Consider the following 14,066-nt stretch of genomic DNA (forward strand, 5'->3'; position numbering starts at 1 on the left):
ATGGCGGTGACCTCAGTGAACGGGGTGCATGGTGCGGCGCAGCCACGGCGCGGCGGCGATCACGGCGAGGCCCGCGGCCACCGCGATCGCGCCGTTGACGCCGAAGTAGGCCGGTTTGGAGACGTGGTCGTAGTACTTGACCGTCTGGGCCTGGATGCCGTTGGCGAGGGCGAGCGACAGGAACCAGAGGGACATGGTCTGGCTGGAGAAGGCGGCCGGGGCCAGCTTGGTGGTGGCCGACATGCCGGAGGTCTCCAGCAGGATGTCGCCGAGCCCCAGCAGCAGGTAGGAGCCCACGATCCACCAGACGGACATCAGGTAGTCGTCCCCGGAGTGGCCGGAGGTGGGCAGCACCATCAGCAGGAACGACAGACCGCCGAGGACGACGCCGATGGCGATCTTGTTGGAGGCGTGCGGCTGCCGCGGTCCCATCCGCACCCACACGGCGGCGACCAGCGGCGCGAGCCCGACCTCGAAGGCGCCGAGCGCGGACGCGTACCAGCTGGCCGGGAAGTGGAAGCCGAAGATGGTCGTCTCGGCGTTCGTGGAGGCCAGCAGGATCATCGTCGAGTAGGCCTGGAAGAGGATGAAGTTGAAGACCGTCGAGGCGAGGAAGAGCACCACGTAGGGGCGCAGCCGGCCGCGCTCCTCGGCCGTCACCCGCGGGCTCCTGAACATCACCGCGAAGTAGACGACGGGCGCGATCACCGACAGGACGGTGAGCACGTCGACGAACCGGCCGATGGTGAGCCACCCGGCGAGCGCGAGGAACGTGGCGACGACGGCCACGGCCACCGCGCCGACGATGATCATCCGTACCGCCCGGCGCAGCGCGTCGGGGGCCAGCGCGAACTCCGCGGAGTGCTTCCGCCCGGCCAGGTGGCGGCGGCCCGCCACGTACTGGACCAGCCCGAACGTCATGCCGACGGCGGCGGCCGAGAAGCCCCAGTGCCAGCCCTGGTGGTCGCCGAGCCAGCCGGTGATCAGCGGTCCCGCGAAGGCGCCGATGTTGATCGCCATGTAGTAGAGCGCGAACCCGGCGTCCCGGCGCTCGTCGTCGGTGCGGTACAGCTTGCCGACCATGGTGGCGACGTTCGGTTTGAGCAGCCCGGTGCCGGCGCTGATCAGGCCGAGGCCCACCCAGGTCATGGCGGCCGTGGGCACCGCCATCGCGTAGTGTCCGCAGGCGATCAGAATGCCGCCCCACAGCACCGCGCGGTAGGAGCCGAGGATGCGGTCGGCGAGCCAGCCGCCCGCCACCGACACCAGATAGACGAGGGTGCCGTAGGCGGCCGAGACGGAGGCCGCGGTGCCGGGCGACATGCCGAGGCCGTCGTGGGCGACGGAGTCGGCGAAGTACAGGACGAGGATGGCCTGCATACCGAGGAACGAGAACCGCTCCCAGACCTCGAGACCGGAGAGCGTCAGCAGCCCCCTGGGCTGCCCGAAGAAGGCGTGGTCGTCCTCGGGCGGGGGTTTGCTGTCCGGCTGGATATCACCGTCAATATGCGACACGCTGCATTACTTCCATCAAAGTCGCTGAATAGTCATCCATATCAAGTGATCAAAAACATACCGGTCGTGATCCCATACCGCCCGTGGTGGACCGGTGGGCGGCATGGGTGATCGAAAGGTGACCGGATACGCTGACTTGAGTGACGTCAGCGACCTATCGACAAACCGTGTAGCCGCCAGTGGACACCAGCAGACAGGAGACCCCTCGTGACCGTCGTCGGGCCGTTCGGGCTGAGCGTGCGGGACCAGGCTCTGGAAGCCGACGTCCAGGCCGGATTGACGGCTGTCGAGGAGGGATTGCTCGAAGCCACCAAGAGTGAGGTCCCCTTCATCACCGAGGCCGCCCAGCACCTGGTGCGCGCCGGCGGAAAGCGGTTCCGGCCACTCCTCGTCATGCTCGCCGCCCAGTTCGGCGACCGCCACGCGCCCGGCATCGTGCCGTCCGCCGTGGTCGTGGAGCTGACCCACCTCGCCACGCTGTACCACGACGACGTCATGGACGAGGCCACCGTGCGGCGCGGCGTCGACAGCGCCAACACCCGCTGGGGCAACTCGGTCGCGGTCCTGACCGGCGACTTCCTCTTCGCGCGCGCGTCACACATCCTGGCCGACCTCGGCCCCGAGGCGGTACGGGTGCAGGCCGAGGCGTTCGAACGCCTGGTCACCGGCCAGATCCTGGAGACCGCGGGCCCGCAGGACGGCCGCGACCCGGTCGACCACTACCTGGACGTGCTCGGCGGCAAGACCGGCTCCCTGGTCGCCGTCGCCTGCCGGTTCGGCGCGATGATGTCCGGCGCCGACGACACGGTCGTCGACGTCCTCACCCAGTACGGGGAACGGCTCGGCATCGCCTTCCAGCTCGCCGACGACGTCCTCGACATCGCCTCCGACTCCCGCGAGTCCGGCAAGACCCCGGGCACCGACCTGCGCGAGGGCATCCCGACGCTGCCCGTGCTGCGGCTGCGCGAGCGGGCGGCCAGGCTCGGCCTGGCCGAGGACATCGCCCTGTGCGCGCTGCTGGACTCCGACCTGACGGACGACGCCCGGCACACCGAGGCCCTGATGGCCCTGCGTGCCCACCCGGCCCTCGAACAGGCCCGCAAGGACACCGTCCGCTACGCCAAGGACGCCCGCGCCTCCCTGGCCCCGCTGCCCGAGTGCGACGCGCGGGCGGCCCTGATGGAGCTGTGCGACGCGGTGGTGCACCGGGCCGGCTAGCGCCCGCGGGCCCGCGCTCCCGCACGGCCCCCGGGGGCACCCCTACGGGTCGGGCCGGTCTCCGGCCCGCCTCCGTCATACCGGAGGCGTACCCGGAGTTGGCTCCGCGGTCTGACGACTGATCCGGCCCGAATTGGTGAGATGGACACCACGGGAAACACCACTCCTCACCGATTCGGGTGAGAATGGCGGCTCGGGGGTGGACGACGCGCGCAGTCGGACAGGCCGCCACCGACGACGGAGGTAGGGCACACATGGCACCGTACGAATCCGACGACAGCACGACCGCGCCGGGCACCGACGACCGGCGCCCCGGCCGGCGCAGGGCCGCGCGGTACGCGGTTCCGGTCGCGGTGGTGGGGGTGGCCGCGGTCACCATCGGGCTCGTCCCGGCGCTCGCCGACTCCGGCGACCCCGACCTGCCCGCGATCAGCGCGCAGCAGCTCATAGAGAAGATCGCCGCGTCCGACGTCCAGCAGATCTCCGGCACCGTCAAGGTCAGCACCGACCTCGGCCTGCCCGACCTCGGCGGACTGACCGGCGGCCTGGCGTCCGGCGCGACCGGCTCGGGCGACGGCTCGGCCGCCGACCCCACCGCCAAGCTCGCCGAGCTGGCCACCGGCACCCACACCCTGCGCGTCGCGGCCGACGGCCCCGACCGGCAGAAGCTCTCCATCCTGGAGAACGCGGCGGAGTACAGCGTCGTCCACAACGGCGACGACGTCTGGGGCTACGACAGCAAGTCCAACGAGGTCTACCACGCCACCACCGGCACGGCCTCCGGCAAGGCCGAGGAGACCGAGCCGCCCGCCACGCCCGAGCAGCTCACCAAGGACGCCCTGAAGGCGGTCGACGGCACCACCTCGGTGACCGTCGACGGCACCGCGCACGTCGCCGGACGCGACACCTACAAGCTGCTCATCAAGCCGAAGGACGCGGACACCACGGTCGGCGCGATCAGTGTCGCCGTGGACGCCAGGACGGGCCTGCCGCTGAAGTTCACGCTGACCCCGGCGACCGGCGGCGCCGCGGTGGTCGACGCGGGCTTCACCAAGGTCAGCTTCGCCAAGCCGGCCGCCTCGACCTTCGACTTCACCCCGCCCAAGGGCGCGAAGGTCACCGAGGGCGCGGACGCGGAGCACGGCACCAGGTCGGGCAAGGCCGAGAAGCACGGCAAGCAGGGCACGGACGCCGCGAAGGGCGTCGAGGGCCGCGCCGGCCGCGACAGCCTGGACGGAGTGAACGTCATCGGGGACGGCTGGGACTCCATCGCCGCCTTCGACACCGGCCAGGGCGGGTCCGGCGGCTCCGGCGGCGACCTCGGCGCGCTCGGTGGCCTCGCGGGCTCCCTCGGCGACAAGGTCAAGGGCTCCTTCGGCTCGGGCACCGTGCTGTCCACCCGGCTGATCAACGCCCTGGTCACGGACGACGGCAAGGTCTACGTCGGCGCCGTCACCAAGGACGCGCTGGTGAAGGCGGCCGACGCGGCGAAGTGAGCCGCGCGGCGGCATGACGGATCGAGGGAGCCGATGGACGCACGGTCCGCCACCGAGGCGGAGCGGCAGGACGCGGGCGCCGGTGTCATCGCCACCCGCGGACTGACCAAGCGCTACCGCGGCGGACAGCTCGCCGTCGACGGTCTCGACCTGACCGTCCCGGCGGGCAGCGTCTTCGGCTTCCTCGGCCCGAACGGTTCGGGCAAGACCACCACCATCCGCATGCTGATGGGCCTGATCGCCCCCACCTCGGGCACCGCGCGCGTCCTCGGCAGCGCCATGCCGGGCGCCGCCCGCACCGTCCTGCCGCACATCGGCGCCCTCATCGAGGGCCCGGCCCTCTACGGCCACCTCAGCGGCCGGGACAACCTGCTGCGCTACGACGCCGCCGACCCCACCGCCGACCCGCGCACCCGGCGCGCTCGGGCCGGATCGGCGCTCGAACGGGTCGGGCTCACGGCGGCGGCGGGCAAGAAGGCCAAGGCGTACTCCCTGGGCATGAAGCAGCGCCTCGGACTCGCCTGCGCGCTGCTCCAGCCCCGCAGGCTGCTCGTCCTGGACGAGCCGACCAACGGCCTCGACCCCCAGGGGATGCGCGAGATCCGCTCCCTGGTACGGGAGTTGGCGTCCGACGGCACGACCGTCTTCCTCTCCTCCCACCTCCTCGACGAGATCGAGCAGGTCTGCACGCACGCGGCCGTCATGGCGCGCGGCCGGCTGATCGTCCAGGGCGCGGTCGCCGACCTCGCGGCGGGCGCCCGCGGCCGGCTGACCGTGACGACACCCGACACCGGGGAGGCGGCCAGGGTGCTGAAGGAACAGGGCGCGGGGGACGTGGTGGCCGCCGACGACCAGGTCACCGCGGACCCGCCCGAACGCGACCTCGCCGAGGTGAACGCCGCGCTGGTGGCCGCGGGCGTCCGGGTCCGCGGCTTCGGCGTCGAACGCGCCTCGCTCGAAGACGCGTTCGTGGCGCTCACCGGGGAGGGCTTCGATGTCGCGGGCTGACACACCTGCCGCCGATGCGGCCGATGCCGCCGACAACGCCGCGGCCGTCGCGCCGCCCGCCCGTTGGCCCCACCCGCTGTGGACCCTCGGGCTGCTGCGCAGCGAACTGCTCACCACCCTGCGCCGCTGGCGCACCCTCGCCCTGCTGGGCGTGCTGGCCGCGGTGCCGGTGCTGGTCGGGATCGCGGTCAGGATCGAGACCGGCGACAGCGCTTCGGCGGGCGGCGGACCCGGCGGCGGGGGACCGGCGTTCATCGCGCAGATCACCAACAACGGCCTCTTCCTGGTCTTCACCGCGCTGGCCGCGACCCTCCCGTTCTTCCTGCCGATGGCGGTCGGGGTGATCGCCGGGGACGCCGTCGCGGGCGAGGCGAGCGCGGGCACCCTGCGCTATCTGCTGGTCGCCCCGGCCGGACGCACCCGCCTGCTGCTCACCAAGTACGCGACGACGATGGCGTTCTGCGTCCTGGCGACGCTGGTCGTGGCGCTCTCGGCGCTGATCGTCGGGGCGATCCTGTTCCCGCTGGGCGATCTGACGACGATCTCCGGCACCCGGATCACGTTCGGCGAGGGCCTGTCGCGGGCGCTGCTGATCGCGCTGGTCGTCGCCGCGTCGCTGATCGGCGTCGCGGCCCTCGGCCTCTTCGTCTCCACCCTCACGCACAGCGGCATCGCGGCGATGGCGACGACGGTGGGCCTGCTGATCACCGTCCAGATCCTCGACCAGATCCCCCAACTGCACGCGATCCAGCCGTACTTCTTCTCCCACTACTGGCTGTCCTTCGCCGATCTGATGCGGGAGCCGGTCTACTGGGACGACCTGCTGCGCAACCTCGGCGTGCAGGCCCTGTACGCGGCCGTGTTCGGCACGGCGGCCTGGGCACGCTTCACGACGAAGGACATCAGCACCTAGTCGGCGACGCTCAGGCTTCCTCGTAGGGGAAGCGGGCGGGCGGCGCGTCCTGGCCGAAGAAGGTCTTGGCGCGGGCCAGCGCCTCGGTGTCGTGCAGCACATCGCCCGGCTTGCTGCCGTTGCCGAGCAGCACACCGCCGAACCGCATCCCCAGATAGGCCGCCGAGTTGCGCAGCGTGCCGGCCAGTGGATCGGCGACCACCGTCTCCTCGTGGGCGAGCGCGGAGACGCCCCACAGGGTGCGGCCGGCCATCGTCGCCTTGAAGTCGACGCCCGGCGTGCGCAGCCACCCCGACCAGTGGTCGAGGTAGCGCTTGGTGTGCGCGGAGACGGAGTACCAGTACAGCGGCGAGGCGATGACCAGGTCGGTCGCGGCGAGCGTGGCGTCGAGCAGCAGCGCGGCGGGCCCCTCGGTGGGGCGGACGTGGTCGCTGTCGTGGCGCAGGTCCTCGAAGTCGGGCAGCGGGTGCTCGGCGAGGCTGATCCACCGCTGCTCGACACCGGCGGGCAACTGCTCGGCGGCCCGCCGGGCGAGCAGCTCGGTGTTGCCGTCGCCACGGCTGCTGCCCAGTACGAAGAGGAAGCGGCGGGTCATGGGGACTCCTGGGGAGAGGCGGGGAATCCTGGCAGGGGTTTAGGTGCGTCTGCATTTTAGTGCGTCTGCATTTTATGCATGTGCAAGTACCGGGCGCCAGGGGTGCGGGGCGCGGGGATACCGGGGGCGCGGGGCGGGTCAGTCGGCGCGGGGATACCGGGGGTGCGGAGGGGGTGCGGGCGCGCGGGAATTCTTGGGTCTCAAGGTCGCGGAGGCGCGGAGGCGCGGAGGCGCAGAGGCCCAGAGGTGAAAGAGGTCCAGGGGGCGGAAGAGGCCCAGGTGGCGGAAAGGCGAAGGAGGCCCAAGAGGCCCAAGAGGCCCAAGAGGCCCAAGAGGCGGAAGAGGTCCAAGGGCCGTGGGCCAGGACCGGAGCGGCAGAGGCGACGAGGGTGCGCCCCGGGCCCTCACCTGCCTCGGGTGGGGGTTCCCGTCAGGCGCGCCAGGGCCGTCGTCTCCCGGGGCGGTGTGCCGCTCAGGTCGCCGAGGCGCCAGGCCGTCACCCACGGCACGCGGTACGCGTCGACGGTGGCCTCGATCAGCCGCGCCTGCCGCTCCAGCGGCCTCGGCAGCCGTCCCTGCCCGTCCGCGACCAGCGCCACCCCGTCCAGGTCCAGCCCGGCGGGCACCTGCCCGCGCCGGAACATCTCCAGCGTGCGCAGCAGGGACGCCAGCCCCGAGGCGTGGGTGCGGGCGACGAGCAGCACCGAGCGGGGCGCGTCGGGGGCGGGCCAGTCGCGCCCGCAGTCGTGGCCCCCGTAGACCGTGGCGAGGGTGGAGACACCGGCGCCGCCGTGCGTGCCGACCCAGGAGTAGCGGCGCGGTTCCGCCCGCGGGAGGGCGACGGGGTCGGGGTCCTCCGGCAGGTCGACGGGCCCGCGCACCCAGATCTCCGGCCCGGGTGCCCCCGGCCGCTCCCGCCCTCCGCCGTCGCCGTCGTCGTCGCCTCTGCGCCTGCCCATGCGGCTCTCCTCTCCCGCGGCGGCCCCGGCACACCCCGATCCTGGCCGCGCTGCTTCCTGGAACGAGTCTGTGACGTCCCGGTGACGTCAGAACGGGGGGTGACCGGAGAAACTCGACAGTGAGCGAGGGATCGGATCTTGATGCCGGGGGAACGGGGACCCGGCGGCGGGAGGGAGCACCATGGAGCCCGAACGTGTCGCCGTCAGCCCAGTCCTCGACACATCCGAGTGAGGGAACCGATGTCTCGACCCAGCCGCGACAAGAAGCGGGCGCTGGTTGCGGCGCCGATCGACGTCCGTGTCTCCGCGTCAGGCACCGACTCCACGGAGGCGAGCGCCTCCGTCGGCGGGGTGCCGATCGCGGCCGCGTCGGGCGAGGAGGTCCAGCAGGCGGTCCTGAACCACCTCCAGCGCATCGCCCGCGCCACCGGACACGCCGTCCACGCGACGGTCCACGACGAGCGCATCGGGTACGTCGTCCCCCTGCGGGTCGAACCGGACGGCGCCAGCGACCTGGCGGGCGAGCCGGTGCGGATGCCGGCGGGACCCCGGGAGCGGCCGGAGCCCTCGACGCCCGACGAGCCGACCCGCGTACTGCGCACCACCGGTGGCCCGGCCCTCGGGGCGGCGCCGACGGCTCCGCTGCGGGCGGTGGCGGAGCGGACGCCGTCGGCACCATCGGCACCGTTGTCGCCGTCGCCGTCGCCGTCGCCGTCGCCGTCGCCGTCGCCGTCGCCGTCGCCGTCGCCGTCGCCGGGAACGTCGGGGGAGAACGTCCCGACGTTCCCGATGCGGGCGGTGGCGCGGGAGTCGGTCGAGCCCTCGCCGACGTTCTCGCTGCGGACGCTGCCCGCGCCCACCGGGGCCCGCGGTCCCGGCACGGCAGCGGCACCGCTCGGCGAGTTCGGCCCGCCACCGAGGATGGACGCGGTGCCCACGCGGGACGGGACGCCGGGTTCCGTGGGGGGCGGGCCGGCGGGTCCGATGGCGAGTGGGACGACCGGTTCCGCGCCCTACCCGGGTCCCACCGCCCCGTACGCCCAACCTGCCACGCCCGTCCCGCCCGTCACCTCCACCGCGTCGCGCTCTTCGACCACACCGCCTTCTTCGACCACACCGCCCTCGTCAACACCGTCCGTTCCGTCCGTCCCGTCCGTCCCGTCCGCACCGGCGTACGGGTTCCCGCCCGCCGCCGCGCCCGCGGCCATGGCGCCGCAGTCCGCCGACACGCTCGCGGCCGTACCGGCGGACCCGGCGCCGCCCGCCGCCTCCCCGCGCTCCCTCACCTCGTCCCCGCTGCTCCCCGCCTCCCTCGCCGAGCCCGAGCCCGACTCCAGGCCCGCTCCCGCCCGTGGCTTCGACGCCGTGGCGGAGGCGGTGCTCGGCGCCGGACCCGCCGACGAGACGCCCCGCGTGCTCGGGGAGCCGATGGAGCGGATCAACGAGGCCGTGCGGGAAGGGCGCATAGAGGCGGCGGCGGAGCTGGCGGAGGGGACCGTCACGGAGGCGTCGGGGGTGCTCGGACCCGACCACCCCGAGGTGCTCGGGCTGCGTGAACTCCGCGCGTACATCGCCTACTTGGCGGGCGACCCGGAACATGCCCTGCGGCTGTCCCTCGACCTCGCGGCGGTCCGCCGGCGTTCCGGTGACGCGGAGGGGGCGTACGGCAACGTCCAGAGCGCGTACGCGGCCTGGCGCGCGGTGCGCGACCCCCAACTGGGCCTGGAACTGGGCGGCGAGCTGATCGGCCTGTGGACCGGCCTCGCGGCCGAGGAGGGCCCGGCCGGCGAGGACGTCGAGCAACTGGAGTCGGCGCGGGCCCGCATGGGCCGGCTGACCGAACGGGCCCGCCGCACGACCTGAGCGGCCGGCCCGGCGGGCCCGACTCAGCACCTTTCAGCGGGTGTTACGACGACAGCGTCCACATCGCGTAGGCGATCGCGTCGCTGTTGCGGTCCAGCGCGGTGTCGTTGATGTTGGCGCTGGTGTCGCAGGACGCGTGGTAGCAGCGGTCGAAGGCGAGACCGACCGTGCCGCCCCACTTGGCGGCCTGCGCGCTCGTCTTCTTGTAGTCGGCGCCGCTGAACAGGCCGCCGACCGGGACGCCCGCGTTCTTGAACGGCGCGTGGTCGGACCGTCCGTCGCCCTCGGTCTCCGGCTCGGTGGCGATGCCCAGGCCGGTGAAGTAGTTCTTGAACGTCTTCTCGATCGTCGGGTCGTCGTCGTAGACGAAGTAGCCCGGGTTCGGGGAGCCGATCATGTCGAAGTTCAGATAGCCGCTGATCTTCGCCCGGTTGGCGGTGGAGAGGCCGTTGACGTACGCGCGGGAGCCGACCATCCCCAGCTCCTCCGCGCCCCACCAGGCGAACCGCAGGTGCTTGGTCGGCTGGTACCCGGAGCGGGCGACGGCGAGCGCGGTCTCCAGGATGGCGGCGGAACCGGAGCCGTTGTCGTTGATGCCGGCGCCCGCGGTCACGCTGTCGAGGTGCGAGCCCGCCATGACGACCTGGTTGGCGTCGCCGCCCGGCCAGTCGGCGATCAGGTTGTAGCCGGTGCTCCCTGAGGAGGTGAACTGCTGGACGGTGGTGGTGAATCCGGCCGCGTCCAGCTTGCCCTTCACGTAGTTGACGGAGGCCAGGTAACCGGCTCTGCCGTGGGCCCTGTTGCCGCCGTTGGCGGTGGCGATGGACTGCAACTGGGCAAGGTGCGCCTTGACGTTGGCGACGGGGATGTCGGGTGCGGAGGCCGCGGCGCCCGCTGTGGGGGCGGGCGCCGCGCCGGCTATGGACCCGGTGGCGAGGAGGGTGACGGCGGCGACGACGGCAGCGGCCGACGCCCGCCCGGAGACGGAGAACTTCATGTGGGGGGCTCCGAATTCCATGCGTCAGGGGAATCGCGTTGATTCCTGAGTGAATTGCGGTGCCAGGATGGTGGTGCCGGTACGGACGCGCCGTCAAGAGCGCTATCAGGACAGCGTGTTCGTATAACGGAACAACCCGGGGCGATGCCCCCGCCCGGATGCTAGTGAACGCAGAATTCGCCGCCCTCCGGGTCCGCCATGACCACCCACGCGCCCCCGGGACCCGCCACCCGCCGCACCACCCGCGCCCCCAGGCTCTCGAGCCGGGCGGTCTCCGCGTCCCGCAGCCCCTCGCCGGGGTGCAGATCGAGGTGCAGCCGGTTCTTGACCGTCTTCGCCTCGGGCACCCGCTGGAACAGCAGCCGCCGCCCGAGCCCCGTCCCGCTCTCCGCGTCGAACGGGTCGTCCGGGTGCCGAACGGCGATCAGGTCACGGAAGGCGGGGCGCCCGAGGTGCTCGACGGTCGCCTCGGCGGGCACCGCCCCGGCGTCGAGGAGCCGCCGCACGAGGACGCTGTTGTCCTCGACCACGTAGTGCAGCGCCGCGGCCCAGAAGTCGGCCTGGGCGTGCGGGTCGCCCGCGTCGACGACGAGTTTCCAGTGGACGGGGGCGCTGGCGGGGGCGGGCTCGGGAGCCCCGGTTTCCGGCTGCGCGGCTCGCTTGTCGGTCATGACCCCATTCAACTGAACGCGGGTGCCTCCTGCCACCGTTATGCGAATACACGTTCGAAACCGAAGGCTGCGGCTCGGAGCGCTCCCCGCACCCTCAGCGCTCCGCGTTCTCGGAGCGCCGAGGGTGCGGGGAGCGCCGAGGGCGCTCAGGGAGTCAGGGAGTCAGGGAGCCAGGGAATCAGGCAGTCAGGAAGTCACGGAGTACCGACGGTGCTCAGCGACTGCCGCGGCCGCTCACGCGTCCACCGTCGGGGACCGCGTCGTCGAGCCCCGGGCCACGATCACCCGTCGGCCCGAGCCGCGGGCCGCGCGGAACGCGTCGAACGTCAGCAGGCACAGCGCCAGCCACACCAGCGCGAACCCGGCCCACCGCTCGACCGGCATCTCCTCGTGGAAGTAGACGATCCCCAGCACGAACTGGAACACCGGTGCCATGTACTGGAGCAGCCCCAGCGTCGACAACGGCACCCGGATGGCCGCAGCCCCGAAGCAGACCAGCGGCAGCGCGGTCACCACGCCGGTCGCCGCGAGGAGCGCCGCGTGCCCCGCGCCCTCGCTCGCGAACGTCGAACCGCCCCGCCCGCCGAGCCACAGCAGATAGCCGAGCGCGGGCAGGAACTGGATCGCGGTCTCGGCGGCCAGCGACTCCACCCCGCCGAGGTTGACCTTCTTCTTCACCAGTCCGTACGCGGCGAACGAGAACGCGAGGGTGAGCGAGATCCACGGCGGGTGCCCGTACCCGACGGTCAGCACGACGACGGCGGAGAAGCCGACCCCGACCGCCGTCCACTGCGCGGGCCGCAGCCGTTCCTTCAGCAGCAGGACGCCGATGGCGATGGTGACGAGCGGGTTGATGAAGTACCCGAGGGAGGCCTCGACGACGTGCCCGCTGTTCACGGACCAGATGTAGACGCCCCAGTTGACGGTGATCACCGCGGCGCCCGCCGCGACCAGCGCCAGCCGCCTGGGCTGCCGCAGCAGCTCGCCCGCCCAGGCCCAGCGCCGCACCACGAGCAGCGCGACGGCCACGAAGGCGAGCGACCAGACCATGCGGTGGGCGAGGATCTCCAGCGCCCCCGCGGGTTTGAGGAGCGGCCAGAAGAGGGGGACGAGCCCCCACATGCCGTAGGCCGCGAACCCGTTCAGCAAACCTATGTGACGCTCGCCCCTCGGCTTCCTGGCCACGGGTCCCTCCCTCTCGACCGGCCGCACGCGCGGACCGCGACGAAGGTAGCGCCGACGGCCCCCGTCTGTCATGCCCGTATCGCCATACGGTCATGACAGGCGGGGGCCGCGCTGCCGTGGGCAGGGGGAGCGGGAAGGGGCCCGCGCCGGGAGTGCCCCGAAGTGCGCCCCGGCCGCCCCCTCGCCCGGTGTCGGCGTCAGCCCTTGAGCGCCACCGCGATCGAGTCGGCCAGCGGCGTGGTCGGGCGGCCGGTCAGCCGGGACAGGTCGCCCGAGGTGACGACCAGCTCGCCCTTCTCGATGGACGCGTCGACGCCCGCGAGGATCGCCGCGACCGGGCCCGGGACGCCGGCGCCCGCCAGGATGCCGGTCAGGTCCTCGACGGAGACGGCGTTGTAGACGATCTCCTTGCCGGTCTGCCGGCTCAGCTCGGCCGCGAACTCGGCGAAGCCCCACGCCTCGTCGCCGCCCAGCTCGTACGTCGCGTTCTCGTGGCCCTCGCCGGTCAGGACGGCGACCGCGGCGCCCGCGTAGTCGGCGCGGGCGGCGGAGGAGACCCGGCCGTCACCCGCGGCCTGCACGACGGCGTTGTGCTCCAGGACAGGACCCAGGTTCTCCGTGTAGTTCTCGTTGTACCAGCCGTTGCGCAGCAGGGTGTACGGCACCCCGGAGGCGCGCAGCGCCTGCTCGGTGCCCCGGTGGTCGTCGGCGAGGGCGGCCTTCAGCGGGCCCGGGGCGCTGGTGTAGGCGAGCAGTGCGACCCCGGCCGCCTTCGCGGCGTCGATGACGACCTGGTGCTGCTGCACCCGGCCCTTGTCGAACTCGTTCCCGGAGATCAGCAGCACCTTGTCGCCGGCCGCGAAGAGGCTGTCGAAGGACTCGGGCGTGTTGTAGTCCGCGACGGCGATCCGCACACCGCGCGCGGCGAACGAGGCGGCCTTGGCCTCGTCGCGGACGACGGCGGTGACCTCTCCCGCGGGGACCTTCTCGAGCAGCTGCTCCACGACGAGACGGCCGAGGTGTCCAGTGGCTCCGGTGACGACGATGCTCATGATTCAGAACTCCTTGTGGGGTGCGTCTGTCGCTAACCATAGGGGGAGCGCTAACTTCTGGAAAGTACCCACTTTGAAGTAAGGTACTGGTGTGAAAGTAAGTGAAGTGGTGGCCCAAGAGGCGATGTGCCCGCACCGCCTGGTCCTGGAGCACCTGACCAGCCGCTGGGGCGTCCTGGTCCTGATCGCGCTGCTCGAACGCCCGTACCGGTTCAGCGAACTGCGCCGGGCCATCGGCCGGGTCAGCGAGAAGATGCTCACCCAGACCCTCCAGACCCTGGAGCGCGACGGCCTGGTCCACCGCGACGCCAAGCCGGTGATCCCGCCGCGCGTCGACTACTCCCTCACCGACCTGGGCCGCGAGGCGGCCGAACAGGTGCGGGCCCTCGCCCGCTGGACGGAGAGCCGGATGGAGCGGGTGGAGGAGGCGCGGCAGCGCTACGACACGCGAAAGGGCGCCACCGGTCGGTGACGCCCCGCGCGGCACGGCCGACAGCGGCTGACGCCGGCCGACAGCGGCCGACGCCGGCCGACAGCGGTCGGCGAACGACCGGCCGAGGCGGCGGCTGCCGGTCCGTGCTGCCGGCGCTGTCA

13 protein-coding genes are annotated in these 14,066 nt (G+C 72.6%); 6 read left to right on the forward strand and 7 right to left on the reverse strand.

The annotated features are described in order from the left end of the window. Nucleotides 1–12: 12 nt before the first annotated feature. Nucleotides 13–1,506: a peptide MFS transporter gene (locus tag DDJ31_RS22580; RefSeq protein ID WP_431029182.1), complete on the reverse strand. Its 1,494-nt coding sequence runs from the start codon at nucleotides 1,504–1,506 to the stop codon at nucleotides 13–15. 216 nt (nucleotides 1,507–1,722) lie between these two features. Between DDJ31_RS22580 and DDJ31_RS22585 the strand changes: the two genes are divergently transcribed. The 4 genes from DDJ31_RS22585 to DDJ31_RS22600 all read left to right on the forward strand — a co-directional run bounded on the left by DDJ31_RS22585 (nucleotide 1,723) and on the right by DDJ31_RS22600 (nucleotide 6,150). Next, nucleotides 1,723–2,733 carry a polyprenyl synthetase family protein gene (locus DDJ31_RS22585; protein ID WP_127178533.1) on the forward strand — a complete coding sequence of 337 codons (1,011 nt, stop codon included), beginning with the start codon at nucleotides 1,723–1,725 and terminating at the stop codon, nucleotides 2,731–2,733. Nucleotides 2,734–2,987: 254 nt separating this feature from the next. After that, nucleotides 2,988–4,229 (forward strand): LolA family protein, encoded by a 1,242-nt coding sequence (locus DDJ31_RS22590; protein ID WP_127178532.1) that lies wholly within the window; start codon nucleotides 2,988–2,990, stop codon nucleotides 4,227–4,229. 33 nt (nucleotides 4,230–4,262) lie between these two features. Beyond that, nucleotides 4,263–5,237 carry an ABC transporter ATP-binding protein gene (locus DDJ31_RS22595; protein WP_127178531.1) on the forward strand — a complete coding sequence of 325 codons (975 nt, stop codon included), beginning with the start codon at nucleotides 4,263–4,265 and terminating at the stop codon, nucleotides 5,235–5,237. Beyond that, entirely contained in the window at nucleotides 5,224–6,150 is a 927-nt protein-coding gene (locus DDJ31_RS22600; protein WP_127178530.1) for an ABC transporter permease, read from the forward strand. The genes DDJ31_RS22595 and DDJ31_RS22600 overlap by 14 nt, the downstream gene beginning before the upstream one ends. A gap of 10 nt (nucleotides 6,151–6,160) precedes the next feature. Here the strand turns inward: DDJ31_RS22600 and DDJ31_RS22605 are convergent, their stop codons facing one another. Further along, complete coding sequence (locus DDJ31_RS22605; protein WP_127178529.1) at nucleotides 6,161–6,745, reverse strand: flavodoxin family protein; 585 nt, start codon at nucleotides 6,743–6,745, stop codon at nucleotides 6,161–6,163. A 404-nt stretch (nucleotides 6,746–7,149) separates the two neighbouring features. Next, complete coding sequence (locus DDJ31_RS22610; RefSeq protein ID WP_240678111.1) at nucleotides 7,150–7,704, reverse strand: hypothetical protein; 555 nt, start codon at nucleotides 7,702–7,704, stop codon at nucleotides 7,150–7,152. A gap of 240 nt (nucleotides 7,705–7,944) precedes the next feature. Between DDJ31_RS22610 and DDJ31_RS38780 the strand changes: the two genes are divergently transcribed. Beyond that, a complete protein-coding gene (locus DDJ31_RS38780; RefSeq protein WP_206280660.1) occupies nucleotides 7,945–9,567 on the forward strand; it encodes a tetratricopeptide repeat protein in 1,623 nt (540 codons plus the stop codon). Between the two features lie 43 nt (nucleotides 9,568–9,610). On the opposite strand, the gene DDJ31_RS22620 is transcribed toward DDJ31_RS38780, so the two are convergent. The 4 genes from DDJ31_RS22620 to DDJ31_RS22635 form a co-directional block, all read right to left on the reverse strand. Beyond that, a complete protein-coding gene (locus DDJ31_RS22620) occupies nucleotides 9,611–10,564 on the reverse strand; it encodes a M28 family metallopeptidase (protein WP_127178528.1) in 954 nt (317 codons plus the stop codon). A gap of 161 nt (nucleotides 10,565–10,725) precedes the next feature. Then, nucleotides 10,726–11,235, reverse strand: a complete 510-nt coding sequence (locus tag DDJ31_RS22625; RefSeq protein WP_127178527.1) for a VOC family protein — start codon at nucleotides 11,233–11,235, stop codon at nucleotides 10,726–10,728. Nucleotides 11,236–11,469: 234 nt separating this feature from the next. Then, nucleotides 11,470–12,357 (reverse strand): EamA family transporter RarD, encoded by an 888-nt coding sequence (gene rarD / locus DDJ31_RS22630; RefSeq protein ID WP_240678409.1) that lies wholly within the window; start codon nucleotides 12,355–12,357, stop codon nucleotides 11,470–11,472. 260 nt (nucleotides 12,358–12,617) lie between these two features. Beyond that, the gene (locus DDJ31_RS22635; RefSeq protein ID WP_127178525.1) at nucleotides 12,618–13,472 is read right to left on the reverse strand and encodes an SDR family oxidoreductase; all 855 of its coding nucleotides are present in this window, start codon (nucleotides 13,470–13,472) and stop codon (nucleotides 12,618–12,620) included. Nucleotides 13,473–13,596: 124 nt separating this feature from the next. On the opposite strand from DDJ31_RS22635, the gene DDJ31_RS22640 reads away from it, so the two are divergent. Continuing rightward, on the forward strand, nucleotides 13,597–13,944 hold the full coding sequence (locus DDJ31_RS22640; RefSeq protein WP_127182645.1) for a winged helix-turn-helix transcriptional regulator: 348 nt from the start codon (nucleotides 13,597–13,599) through the stop codon (nucleotides 13,942–13,944). Nucleotides 13,945–14,066: the final 122 nt, after the last annotated feature.

The organism is Streptomyces griseoviridis, from assembly GCF_005222485.1.
Taxonomy (GTDB): Bacteria; Actinomycetota; Actinomycetes; order Streptomycetales; family Streptomycetaceae; genus Streptomyces; species Streptomyces hintoniae.

Bases quoted from the DNA above. Each gene is read 5' to 3' on its own strand.
- DDJ31_RS22600 (WP_127178530.1), top strand. From the start codon at position 5,224: ATGTCGCGGGCTGACACACCTGCCGCCGATGCGGCCGATGCCGCCGAC.
- DDJ31_RS22590 (WP_127178532.1), top strand. From the start codon at position 2,988: ATGGCACCGTACGAATCCGACGACAGCACGACCGCGCCGGGCACCGAC.
- DDJ31_RS22635 (WP_127178525.1), bottom strand. From the start codon at position 13,472: ATGAGCATCGTCGTCACCGGAGCCACTGGACACCTCGGCCGTCTCGTC.
- DDJ31_RS22640 (WP_127182645.1), top strand. From the start codon at position 13,597: ATGTGCCCGCACCGCCTGGTCCTGGAGCACCTGACCAGCCGCTGGGGC.
- DDJ31_RS22625 (WP_127178527.1), bottom strand. From the start codon at position 11,235: ATGACCGACAAGCGAGCCGCGCAGCCGGAAACCGGGGCTCCCGAGCCC.
- rarD (WP_240678409.1), bottom strand. From the start codon at position 12,357: ATGTGGGGGCTCGTCCCCCTCTTCTGGCCGCTCCTCAAACCCGCGGGG.
- DDJ31_RS22605 (WP_127178529.1), bottom strand. From the start codon at position 6,745: ATGACCCGCCGCTTCCTCTTCGTACTGGGCAGCAGCCGTGGCGACGGC.
- DDJ31_RS22620 (WP_127178528.1), bottom strand. From the start codon at position 10,564: ATGAAGTTCTCCGTCTCCGGGCGGGCGTCGGCCGCTGCCGTCGTCGCC.
- DDJ31_RS22610 (WP_240678111.1), bottom strand. From the start codon at position 7,704: ATGGGCAGGCGCAGAGGCGACGACGACGGCGACGGCGGAGGGCGGGAG.
- DDJ31_RS22595 (WP_127178531.1), top strand. From the start codon at position 4,263: ATGGACGCACGGTCCGCCACCGAGGCGGAGCGGCAGGACGCGGGCGCC.
- DDJ31_RS38780 (WP_206280660.1), top strand. From the start codon at position 7,945: ATGTCTCGACCCAGCCGCGACAAGAAGCGGGCGCTGGTTGCGGCGCCG.